At 68.3% G+C, this 12,281-nt stretch carries 5 protein-coding genes; 4 read left to right on the top strand and 1 reads right to left on the bottom strand.

Going from position 1 to position 12,281, the window contains the following annotated elements; all coding sequences use genetic code 11:
- Both ACKY0W_RS21930 and ACKY0W_RS21925 read left to right on the top strand, forming a co-directional pair.
- Positions 1-486, top strand: a complete 486-nt coding sequence (locus ACKY0W_RS21930) for an SRPBCC domain-containing protein (RefSeq protein WP_046286302.1) — start codon at positions 1-3, stop codon at positions 484-486.
- Between the two features lie 104 nt (positions 487-590).
- Entirely contained in the window at positions 591-1,970 is a 1,380-nt protein-coding gene (locus ACKY0W_RS21925; protein ID WP_409435812.1) for an acyl-CoA dehydrogenase family protein, read from the top strand.
- Here the strand turns inward: ACKY0W_RS21925 and ACKY0W_RS21920 are convergent.
- The gene (locus ACKY0W_RS21920) at positions 1,953-3,482 is read right to left on the bottom strand and encodes a bifunctional phosphatase PAP2/diacylglycerol kinase family protein (RefSeq protein ID WP_409437889.1); all 1,530 of its coding nucleotides are present in this window, start codon (positions 3,480-3,482) and stop codon (positions 1,953-1,955) included. The two genes, ACKY0W_RS21925 and ACKY0W_RS21920, sit on opposite strands and share 18 nt — an antisense overlap.
- A gap of 197 nt (positions 3,483-3,679) precedes the next feature.
- On the opposite strand from ACKY0W_RS21920, the gene ACKY0W_RS21915 reads away from it, so the two are divergent.
- On the top strand, positions 3,680-5,326 hold the full coding sequence (locus ACKY0W_RS21915; protein ID WP_409435811.1) for a PfaD family polyunsaturated fatty acid/polyketide biosynthesis protein: 1,647 nt from the start codon (positions 3,680-3,682) through the stop codon (positions 5,324-5,326).
- Between the two features lie 259 nt (positions 5,327-5,585).
- Complete coding sequence (locus ACKY0W_RS21910; RefSeq protein WP_409435810.1) at positions 5,586-12,272, top strand: SDR family NAD(P)-dependent oxidoreductase; 6,687 nt, start codon at positions 5,586-5,588, stop codon at positions 12,270-12,272.
- The last annotated feature ends 9 nt before the right edge of the window (positions 12,273-12,281 follow it).

The following is a 12,281-nucleotide window of genomic DNA, read 5'->3' as shown; positions in this document are numbered from 1 at the left end:
ATGCCTGTGATCGACGTACAACACGACATCGACGCCTTGACCTTGACCATCACCGCCGACTTCGCCGCTCCCGTGCAACGAATATGGCAGATCTACGCCGACCCACGCCAGCTGGAAAAGGTCTGGGGGCCACCGACATTCCCCGCGACCGTGGTCGACCACGACCTCACCCCCGGCGGACGCACGAACTACTTCATGACCGGTCCCGACGGTGAGAAGTACGCAGGATACTGGCAGATCATCGCCGTCGACGAGCCGCGGAGCTTCACCTTCGACGACGGCTTCGCCGATCTGGACTTCAACCCCGATCCCGGCATGCCGACCTCCAGGAACGTCTACACCTTCATCGAGCACGACGGTGGAACCCGCGCGACGTACACGAGCACGTTCACTTCCGCCGCAGACCTGCAGAAGGTGTTGGACATGGGTGTCGTCGAAGGTTCCACCTCGGCGCTGAACCAGATCGACACCCTGATCGCCTCCTGAATCACGGGGACGGAGCCGGCCGACGCGTTTGACCCGGCGATGGAGCGGCAATTCCAGGTGTTCGGGCGGCTACAGCGGGCCGCAAGGACGGCAAGGACCCTGCGATGGCCTTCGACCTCACGCCGACCACGGCACAGCACGACCTGGCCCGCCGCGCCCATCAGTTCGCCGATTCGGTTATCCGGCCGGTCGCACTCGACTATGACCAGCGCCAGGATTTCCCGTGGCCGGTGCTCGAAGAGGCTGCCGCGCAGGGCTTCTACAGCCCACTGTTCTACCGCGACCTGATCGGCGACTCGACGGGGTTGTCGTTGCCGATGTTCATGGAAGAGCTGTTCTGGGGCTGCGCCGGAATCGGGCTGGCGATCGTGATGCCGGCGCTGGCCCTGTCGGCGATCGGGCAGGCCGCCACCGCCGAACAGATGCTGCAATGGGCGCCTGAATGCTTCGGCACTCCAGGCGATCTCAAACTCGCAGCGCTGGCGATATCGGAGCCCGAAGGCGGCAGCGATGTTCGCAACCTACGCACCACTGCCCGCCGCGACGGCGACGACTGGATCATCGACGGCCACAAGATGTGGATCGGCAATGGCGGTATCGCGAACGTGCACGTGGTCAACGCCGTTGTCGACCCGGACCTGGGCCACCGCGGCCAGGCATTATTCATCGTGCCGGGTGGCACGCCCGGGCTGGACATGGTCCGCAAACTCGACAAGCTGGGCTGCCGGGCCTCCCACACCGCCGAACTGCGATTCGACCACGTCCGCATCCCGTCCGAGAACCTGCTTGGCGGGCCGGACAAACTCGAGCACAAACTCGCCAAGGCCCGCGAAATCCTGGCAGGTGCACCAACATCCGGCTCCGCGACCTTGGGGACCTTCGAGCAGACCCGGCCGATGGTCGCCGCGCAGGCCATCGGCATCGCCCGTGCCGCACTGGAATACGCGACCGACTACGCCACCCGGCGGGAGGCATTCGGCGGACCGATCATCGACAACCAGGGCATTGCGTTCCCGCTGGCGGAGCTGGCCACCGCGATCGACGCGGCGCGGTTGCTGACCTGGCGCGCCTCCTGGATGGCGGCCAACGGGATCGGATTCAGTCGGGGCGAGGGATCGATGGCCAAGCTGGCCGCCAGCGAAGTCGCAGTCCGGGTCACGGAGCGGGCCGTTCAGACCCTGGGCGGCTGGGGATACATCACCGACCATCCGGTGGAGAAGTGGTATCGAGACGCCAAGCTGTACACCATCTTCGAAGGCACCAGCGAGATCCAGCGGATGGTGATCGCGCAGGCTCTGGGCGCCGCGGTCGGCACCCCGCCGCTGCACGTCGAGATCGAGCCGTCCGGCGGACCGCTCAACCGCATGTTCGGTCGCGGCACACCGCTGCGTACCAGGGCCGCCGCCGGCGCGCTGGCGATGCAGGACCGTATCCCCGCACCGGTGCTACGCGCCGCGATGAAAGTTCTACGTCCGCCGCGATGACCGGCCCGGTCGCTGCCGCGAGCCAGAGGGCATGGGCCGAAATACCTGTAATGCGCGGTAGCACGCGGTGAATTCGGCTTCCGCGCACGGGTTGTCGACCTCCCCATCGTGGGCGATCGGCGCGGGTCCGTCGACTGCGGTGAAGCGGAACTGCGGAACCCGCAACTCGTGGTAGAGCCGACTGCGCTGCAGCCGCCCGCTCAGCAGTGCCGCCACGACGCGCAACGTGGACCACGGCCGGCCGGTCTCCAGGATCCGCACATCCAGCAGCCCGTCGTCCATCCGGTGCCGTACCGCCGGCGCGAAGCCCTCGGGCTGATACGTCGAGTTGCCGAGGAAGAACAGCGACGTCTGCAGCGTCTTGTTGTCGTAGGAGATGCGCACCGGCCGTTCACGCCGCAGCGTCATCAGCATCGCGTACGCGCTGGCCACCGGCTTTCCGAGCTTGCCCTGCAAACGTTCCCGGCGGCGCACGAATGTCGGGTAGGCGCCGATGCTTGCCGTGTTGATCACGGTTGTCTCGTCGTTGAACCGCACCACATCCACCCGCGACAAGCTGCCCTCGGCGATGGCCCGGATGGTCTTCGCGGTGGTGTCGCAGCCGATGTCCTTGGCGAAGTGGTTCAACGTGCCGCCGGGAAACACCGCCAGTGGCAGGTCGTGTTCCACCGCCAAGTGCGCGGCTGTTGCGACCGAGCCGTCGCCGCCGGCGATAGCGAGCACCTCGGCGGAACCGGCGGCGCGGCGCAACGATTCGGCCAGGTCGTCCTCGGGTCCGACCTCGACGATGGTGACGGCCGGCAGGGCGTCGCGCACCTGCGCCGCGACTTCGCCCGCACGCCCGTCGCCGGACGCGGGATTGACCACCAGCGTCACGCCCTTGCCGTTGGGACGTGCGGGGGCGGGGACTCGCAGGGCCGTGGTGTGCGGCGCGGGCGGGGAGGCTATCGGCGGGACCAGCCTTGCCCCGGCCACCGCGATCGACGCACCGATGCCCAGCCCGGCGAGTACGTCCCCGGGATAGTGGACGCCGGTGGCGACGCGGGACAGACCGACCAGGCCGGCCAGCCCCGCGACGGGCAGGCCCAGCAGCGGGTTCTCCAGGCCCACCCCGGTGGCGAACGCCGCTGCGCTCGCGGAGTGTCCGGATGGCAGCGAGTTCGACAGCGGTAGCCGGTGGGCGCGGCGCAGCAGGGGCACCAGCAGGATGTTGGGGCGTGCGCGTGGTCGGATCCGTTTGATCACTTGGTTGGTCACCAAACTGGTCAGTGCCAGGCTGGCCACGCCGCGTGCGGCGCCCCGCTGAGTTGCCGGGCCCCCGGTCGCGGCCATGGCGGCTGCCAGAGCCAGCCACAGTTTGGAGTGGTCGGCGGCGCGGGTCAGGACCGGCATGGTGGTGTCGAGTAGTCGGCTGGGCGACTGGGCGATTGCCTCGAACACCTCGGCGTCGAGCTCGCCGAGACCGGCGGTGATCTGGCGCAGCCCGGAACGTCGGCGCAGCAAGGGCGCCATCGGTAGTTGACCCACGGCAGCGATTCCTCCGTCCACCGGCGCCGCCGCTGGCGCCGAATGGCAGCCCTATACCCGTTTGACGGTGGGGAGACTCCCGGCCATCGCGGTCCATGAGAAACTCTCATCGTTTTCTCCGGTTCGTGCGCAGGCCCCTCGGCGCGAGCGCTCACAGCACCGGTGATCGAGAGGAACCGACTGTGAACGAGCGACCTGGCGTAGTACTGGATCAGCGGACCGACGCGAGCCCGGGCCTGGGTTGGCGCCCCGTCGCCGCGTCCGCCGCGTTCGCCCCGCAGGACATCGCCGACATGATCGGCGACGTACGCATCCCCCTGCACGTGGTGCGCGAAACGGCCACCGGGATGCTGGGCCTGGCCCGAGGCGGTGAGGTGGTCGGGGCCGGGGAATCGGAATTCGCCCTGGAAGGAACCCTGCCCGCGATCTACCCCGAGTGGCTGGGAGACCGCGAATTCTGCGAGGCGCACGGCGTCCGCTTCCCCTATGTCACCGGTGCGATGGCCAACGGCATCGCGACGCCGGCGTTGGTCATCGCGATGGCCGAGGCCGGCATGATGGGCTTCTTCGGTGCGGGCGGGCTCTCCTATGAGGCGGTGGAGCGGGGGCTGGCCGAGATTCAGGCGGCGTTGGCCGGCCGGCCCGGTCTTGCCTGGGGAGCCAACCTGATCCACTCGCCCAATGAAGCCTCCCTCGAGACACGCGTCGCCGAACTGTTCATCGCGCGCGGCGTTCCCGTCGTCGAGGCCTCGGCATTCATGAAGCTGACCCCCGCGGTGGTGCACTACGCACTGTCGGGACTGGACACCGATCCGGCCGGCAACATCGTGCGCCGCAACCACGTGATGGCCAAGGTGTCGCGGCCCGAGGTGGCGCGGATGTTCATGGAGCCGGCGCCGGCGGCGCTGGTGTCCGCCTTGGTGGCGGCCGGAAAGCTGACCCAGCGCGAAGCCGACCTATCTCGGTATGTGCCGGTGGCCGAGGACATCACCGTCGAATCCGACAGCGGCGGGCACACCGACAACCGCCCGCTGCCGGCGCTTTTCTCCGAGATCGTCATGCTGCGCGATTCGCTGGCCCAGCAGCACCAGCTGAACTGCCGGGTGCGGGTGGGTGCTGCGGGCGGCCTTGGCGCACCGCAGGCCGTCGCCGGCGCCTTCGCGATGGGCGCGGCCTACGTGCTGACCGGGACCGTCAACCAGGCCTGCGTGGAGTCGGGCCTGTCAGCGCCCGGGCGCGCCATGCTCGCCAAGGCCGGCATCGCGGACGTGATGATGGCCCCCGCCTCGGACATGTTCGAAATGGGCGTCAACCTGCAGGTACTCAAACGGGGAACGATGTTCGCCCCGCGCGGCAAGAAGCTCTACGAGTGGTACGCAGGCAACCCCGACCTGGCCAGCGTGGTCGCCAAGCACGGTCCCGAGCTGGAGAAGATCCTGGGCACCACCGTCGCCGAAGTATGGGCGGACACCCAGCGGTACTGGCAACAGCGTGACCCGGCGGTCCTCGAACTCGCTTCCCGGGACCCGAAGTACCAGATGGCACTGGTGTTCCGCTGGTATCTGGGTCAGTCGAGCCGGTGGGCCATCAGCGGCATCCCCGAGCGAGTGCTGGACTACCAGATCTGGTGCGGCCCGGCCATGGGCGCCTTCAACAGCTGGGTGGCCGGCAGCCACCTGGAGGCGTGCGAGAACCGCCAGGCCGTCCAGGTCGCCCTTAACCTGCTTGAAGGTGCCGCGCACGTGACCCGCGCCGGTGCGGCGCGCTCCTGCGGGGTGCCTGTCCCGTCCGACGCGTTCGCCTACAGGCCCCGACCGCTGGCGGTCTGAGCCGCTCGGCGCCACGCGCCGGCTGGCCGTTTTCTAGCAGTTCAGCGGCCCGCTGGCGTGACATTCGGACGCACGACTGTAATGCACCGCCAGTCCAGCGCGGCCCTCTTCGATGTGTGATGGCGACAACACTCTGATATTGTCCCGGCAGCGTCTGGCCATCGGGATGATCAGCGGACCCCCAGCTGCAACTCACCGTCTCTGATGGCGAAACTTAGGCTTTCGATGCTTTGTGTCAAGGTTGTTCTTAAGGAGACCTGTGGTAGCCAAACATCCACCTGTCGCAGTGGTCGGCGTCAGCGCGCTGTTTCCCGGGTCCGAAGAAGCCGAGCGATTCTGGCGCAACATCGTTGAGGGCGCGGACCTGTTCTCCGACATACCGGAGTCGCACTGGCGGATCGACGACTATTTCGACGCAGATCCTCGCACGCCTGACAAGGTATACGCCCGTCGCGGGGGGTTCTTGCCCACCGTGGACTTCTCGCCGATGGATTTCGGCATTCCGCCGAACGTTGTGCCCGCGACCGACACCGCCCAGTTGCTGGCGCTGAGGGTCGCGCAGCAAGTGCTGGAGGACTACGCCGGCGGCGACATCTCCGGTATCGACCGCGAACGTGTCAGCGTGGTGCTGGGTTCGTCCGGCGGAACCGAGATGTCCGGCTACATGAGCGGTCGCCTGCATCGGCCGATCTGGGAACGCGGCCTGCGCGCAGCGGGCCTCTCCGACAACGAGCTCACCGCGTTCAGCGAGCGCGTCGCGTCGGGCTACACCCCGTGGCAGGAGAACACGTTCCCCGGCCTGCTTGGCAACGTCATCGCCGGGCGTATCGCCAACCGGTTTGACCTCGGCGGCACGAACTGCGTTGTCGACGCCGCATGCGCCAGTTCACTGGCCGCGATCGAGATCGCGCTGCACGAGCTGTACCTGCGCGAGGCCGACATGGTGATCGCCGGCGGCGTCGACGCCTTCAACGACATCTTCATGTTCATGTGCTTCGCCAAGGTCACCGCGCTGTCGCGTACCGGCGACTGCCGTCCGTTCTCCGACCAGTCGGACGGCACCATGCTCGGCGAGGGCCTGTCCATGCTGGCGCTCAAGCGCCTCGACGACGCGGAGCGCGACGGCGACCGGATCTACGCCGTGATCCGCGGCATCGGCACATCCTCGGATGGTCGGGCCAAGAGCATCTACGCCCCCAGTCCCGATGGTCAGGCCAAGGCCCTGCGCCGCGCCTACGAGGCCGCCGGCTACGGACCCGAGACGGTCGGCCTCGTCGAAGCCCACGGCACCGGCACCAAAGCCGGCGACGTCGCCGAGTTCACCGCCCTGCGCCGGGTGTTCGACGAGTCGGGCCGGGCCGACCGGCAATGGTGCGCCGTCGGCTCGGTCAAGTCCCAGGTCGGGCACACCAAGGGAGCTGCCGGAGCCTGCGGCCTGTTCAAGACCGTGATGGCACTGCACCACAAGACCCTCCCGCCGACCATCAAGATCGACCGGCCCAATCCCGGGCTCGAGATCGAATCGTCGCCGTTCTACCTGTCGACGCAGACCAAGCCCTGGATCGCCGACCAGAATGTGCCGCGACGCGCGTCGGTCAGCGCATTCGGCTTCGGCGGTACAAACTTCCACATCACGCTCGAGGAATACTCCGGCGCCGGAAAGCATGCACCGCGCTACCGCTCCTGGGACTCCGAGCTCGTGGTCCTCGGCGCGGAATCCGCGGCCGCGCTGGCCGCGCAGGCTGGGGAGCTGGCCGCCTCGCTGGTCGACTCGCCGGACATGCTCGGCTACCTCGCGCGCAGCACGCAATCGGCATATGACGCCACCCGCCCGCACCGCCTCGCCGTCGTCGCCAACAGCGTCGAGGGCCTGCGCACGATGCTCGGGGAAGCCGCGGCCAAGCTGCAAACCTCCAGCGGCGAGACGTCATTCAGCTCGCCCAAGGGCTACTACTACTCCTGCCAACAGGCGGGCCCGGTCGCGCTGCTGTTTCCCGGGCAGGGCAGCCAGTACGTCGGCATGGGTGCTGACATTCCGCAACTCTACGAACCCGCCTTGGCGCCTTGGGAACTCGCGCGTGCCGACCTGCTTAACGCAGACCGCGACCTGCACGATGTCGTCTGGCCCAAAACGGCATTCAGCGAGGAAGACCGCGCGGCCCAGGCCGCCGAGCTGACCAAGACCGAATGGGCACAGCCGGGCATCGGCGCACACAGCCTCAGCCTGCTGGCGATAGTGCGCTCGCTGGGCGTCGCGCCGGTCGCCGTCGGCGGCCACAGCTTCGGTGAGGTCAGCGCCCTGTGTGCCGCGGGGGTGATCAGTGACGACGTCGCACTGCTCATCGCCCGCGCGCGCGGCGCGCTGATGGCCCAGGCTGCCGCCAGCAGCGACGGAGCGATGTGCGCGGTGACCGCCCCTGCCGAACAGGTCAGCAGACTTCTCGGCGAGTGGGGCTTGTCAGTGGTCATCGCGAACCACAACGCCCCCAACCAGGTTGTGCTTTCGGGCGACAGTGCGGCCATTGCCGATGCCGCGCAGCGCTTCAGCGCAGCGGGGATGAATGCGCGGCTCCTCGACGTCGCCACCGCCTTCCACTCCGAGATCGTCAGCTCCGCGGCGGCCCCGTTCGCCTCGTACCTGGCCGGCATTCCGTTCGGTGTGCCGCAGGTGCCCGTCTACGCCAACGCGACGGCTCAGCCGTATTTCGGTAGCGCCGAGGCGATGCAGGCCACGCTGGCCAACCAGATCGCTCAGCCCGTGCGGTTCGTCGAGCAGGTGCAGGCCATGTGGTCCGCCGGCGCCCGAACGTTCGTCGAGGTCGGCCCCGGCAGTGTGCTCACCAACCTCGTCGGCAAATGTCTGACCGGTCAGGACCACGTCGCGGTCTCCCTGGATGCCAAGGGCAGAAACGGGATTCGGTCGCTGTGGATGGGGCTGGCCCAGCTCGTGGCCGCCGGCGTCCCGATGAACTTCGAAGCCCTGTGGGCCGACTACCGCCAGGGTGACGATCCGCGAACCCGTCCGGCGCCCAAGTTGACGATGAAGCTCAACGGGACCAACTTCGGCCGACCCGACATCAACGACGAGCCGGTGCAGCGGCCCTCGGAAAGATTTGAGAAATCCACCCCCCGCAGTGACCACAACGGCCACGCGACCGTATCGGAGCCCACTATGACAGCAGCTCATCCACCCGTTCCCGCGGCGAACGGGTGGCCGGCACATGTCCCAGCGCACGTCCCGGTCCCGGTCCAGGCCGCCGCAGTTCCGATGGTGACCTCGCCGCTGATGTCGGGTCCCGGAGCCGAGATGGTGACGCACATGGTCGGTGCGCTGGGCAGCATGCAGCAGACCATCGCCCACCTGCAGGGCCTGCTGCAGACCCTGGTCTCCAGCACCGGGATGACGCCGATGCCGGTCAACCAGCTGGCCTTCCCCACCGCGACCACGGTGGTGCCGCCTGCGCCGGTGGCCGCCTACGGTGTTGCAGCCCCTCCGGCCCCGCCAGCGTTCGCCCCGCCGCCCGCGCCGGCCATGCCCGCGCCGCCTGCGGCTCCGGCAGCCCCGATCAGCGTTCCGCCCGCACCGGCACCTGCACCTGCACCCGCAGCGCCTGCGCCGGTGGCCGCGGCTGCGCCGGTCGTCACGATGCCGGCACCGCCTGCGCCGGCTCCTGTTCCGGTTGCTGCGGTGGCTGTTGCTCCGGCGGCGGGTGTGGATTTGGTCGGGGACATGTTGGCGGTGGTTGCTGACAAGACCGGCTATCCGGTGGAGATGCTGGATTTGTCGATGGCGCTTGAGGCCGATCTGGGGATCGACTCGATCAAGCGGGTGGAGATTTTGTCGGCGGTGCAGGATCGGGTTCCGTCGTTGCCTGAGGTGGAGACGGCGACGATGGCGGCGTTGGTGACGTTGCAGGAGATCGTGGATTACCTGCAGTCGCTGATGGGCCCGGCGGCCCCGCCGGCTGCTGCCGCCGCTGCGCCGGCTCCCGCGGCCGTGGCGCCCGCGGCGGCGGGTGTGGATTTGGTCGGGGACATGTTGGCGGTGGTTGCTGACAAGACCGGCTATCCGGTGGAGATGCTGGATTTGTCGATGGCGCTTGAGGCCGATCTGGGGATCGATTCGATCAAGCGGGTGGAGATTTTGTCGGCGGTGCAGGATCGGGTTCCGTCGTTGCCTGAGGTGGAGACGGCGACGATGGCGGCGTTGGTGACGTTGCAGGAGATCGTGGATTACCTGCAGTCGCTGATGGGCCCGGCGGCCGCCCCGGCTGCTGCCGCCGCTGCGCCGGCTCCCGCGGCCGTTGCTCCTGTTCCGGTTGCTGCGGTGGCTGTTGCTCCGGCGGCGGGTGTGGATTTGGTCGGGGACATGTTGGCGGTGGTTGCTGACAAGACCGGCTATCCGGTGGAGATGCTGGATTTGTCGATGGCGCTTGAGGCCGATCTGGGGATCGATTCGATCAAGCGGGTGGAGATTTTGTCGGCGGTGCAGGATCGGGTTCCGTCGTTGCCTGAGGTGGAGACGGCGACGATGGCGGCGTTGGTGACGTTGCAGGAGATCGTCGACTACCTGCAATCGCTCATGGGATCGCCACCACCGGATCTGGTGGCGACCAACGGATTGTCGGCAGGTGATCGCGCCCCTTTTGAGTTGACCGGGGCGGAGGTGGCGCGCTACGCGGTACGCGCCACCGCCGCTCCGGTGAGCGGGATGGGCATGCCCGGCCTCTATGCCGCCAGGACCGTCGAGATCGTGACGGCCGAGGCGGCGCAGGCCAGCCTGACCGAGATGGCCGAGGCCCTGGCCGCAAGGCTGCGGGCTCACGGCATTCGCGCGACGATCGCGGCCCGGCCCAGTGCCGACGCCGAAGCGGTCATCCATCTGGGCGGACTGCGGCCGATCGCCACTCGTGACGAGGCGCTTGCCGTCAACCGGGTGCTGTTCGCCGACGCACAGTGCGTCGCAGCGCAGTTCGCAGAGCGTGGCGGTGTCTTCGTCACCGTCCAAGACACCGGCGGAACATTCGGTCTGCTCACCGATCCCGGCCTGCGGGCCTGGTCGGGCGGGATCGGTGCGCTGGCCAAGACGGCTGCCCAGGAGTGGACCAGCGCGCAGGTCAAGGCAATCGACATCGCCGTCGGGCACCGTTCCCCGGATGTCGTCGCCGAACAGATCGCCGACGAAGTCCTGTCCGGCGGGATGGAACTCGAAGTGGGCCTGGGCAGTTCGCACGGGCGAACCACAGTCGTCGCGGACGCGCAGCAGGTGAGCACTCGCACGCACCGCATCGGTGCGCACGACGTGATCGTCGTTTCGGGCGGTGCCCGCGGGGTCACCGCCGGTTCGGTGATCGCCCTGGCGCAGCAGACCCAGGCGGCTTTCGTCTTGATCGGACGCACCGAACTCAGCGACGAACCACCGGAAGCGCACGGGCTGACCACCGACGCTGAGCTCAAGCGGGCGCTGCTGGCCAGCGCCGGGGCGCAAGGGCTCAAGGTCACACCGAAGCAGTTGGAGCAACAGGCCCAGCGCATCCTGGCCGACCGCGAGGTGCGGGCCACCCTGGCCGCGCTGACCGCGGCCGGCTCCCGCGTCCGCTACGCCGCCGCCGATGTCCGTGACACCGCGCAGCTGGGTGCGTTGCTGGACCGGGTGCGAAGCGAGTTCGGTCCGATCACCGGGCTGGTGCACGGTGCCGGCGTGCTGGCCGATGCGCCATTGCACAAGAAGACCCTTGACGGGTTCGACCGGGTCTTCGAGACCAAGGTCGGCGGCGCGTCCGCGCTGCTGGATGCGACGGCCAACGATGAGCTCAAGGTGATCTGCCTGTTCTCGTCGGTGGCCGCGCGCAGCGGAAACGTCGGTCAAAGCGACTACGCCATGGCCAATGAGATCCTCAACAAGGTGGCCCTGGCGGAGCAGGCTCGTCGCGGACCGTCCTGTGTGGTGCGGGCGTTGGGTTGGGGCCCTTGGGATTCCGGAATGGTGACCCCCGGGCTCAAAGCGATGTTCGAGTCCCGGGGCATCTCGCTGATCCCGCTCGCCGACGGCGCACGTGCGTTCGTCGCCGAGGTTCTGGACGGCGAAACCGGCAGTTCCGAGGTGACCCTCGGCGACGGCGTGCTGGCCGGGCTGCCCACGCATCCGATACCGCCGGAGGGTCGGGTCGCGCGGGTGCTCGCCCAGGTGGCGCAGCAGCCCTATCTGCTTGACCACCGGGTTCAGGGCAACGTCGTGTTGCCGGTCGTGCAGGCACTCGAATGGTTCATCCGGATGGCCGAGGCGTGCCGGCCCGGGCACTATGTGGACCGGGTGCTCGACCTCAAGGTGCTGCGCGGCGTGACGCTCTACGAGTTCGAGAAACACGGCAATCCCCTGTTGGTGCGGTGCGTGCCCGTCGACGATCGGCCCGAGCTGCTGACGTTGACGCTCAGCGACATCGAAGACTCGACCGCGTACTACTCGGCCAAACTCGAGATGCGTTCGGGCGCAGCCGTGGTCCCGAACGCCCCGATGTCGGCACCGGGCGATCGCCGGATCGACCGCGAAGGCTGCTATACCGGTGGGGCACTGTTTCACGGAGCGGCCTTCCAGGTGCTCGACGCCGTGGACTGCGCCGAAACGACCGCGACGGCCAACCTGTCCGGATTGACGTCGGTGGGCTGGCCGGGGGAGGGCTGGGCGACTGACCCGGCCGCCGTCGACGGGTGCCTGCAGGCGGCACTGGTCTGGAGCTACCAGCTGCTCGGCCGCAATGTCCTTCCGCTGCGGGTGGGCGAGATCATCCGGTACCGGTCCGGCGCGCTGGGTGCGGGACTGCGGTGCGTGCTCACCGGCGGGGACGCCAAGACCAGCCGCGCCGTCTGCGACCTCGATCTGGTCGATGCCGACAACCAGCTGGTGGTCAGTCTCAAACGACTCGAGTTGTATCCCTACGGCGGCTGAATCGACGGC

The sequence above is a fragment of the Mycobacterium sp. SMC-14 genome (assembly GCF_046250075.1).
Lineage (GTDB): Bacteria > Actinomycetota > Actinomycetes > Mycobacteriales > Mycobacteriaceae > Mycobacterium.
This window is presented reverse-complemented; position numbering and strand designations above follow the sequence as displayed.

Excerpts from the sequence above, each read along its gene's own strand:
- ACKY0W_RS21930 (WP_046286302.1), top strand. The coding sequence starts at position 1 with ATGCCTGTGATCGACGTACAACACGACATCGACGCCTTGACCTTGACC.
- ACKY0W_RS21925 (WP_409435812.1), top strand. The coding sequence starts at position 591 with ATGGCCTTCGACCTCACGCCGACCACGGCACAGCACGACCTGGCCCGC.
- ACKY0W_RS21920 (WP_409437889.1), bottom strand. The coding sequence starts at position 3,482 with ATGGCGCCCTTGCTGCGCCGACGTTCCGGGCTGCGCCAGATCACCGCC.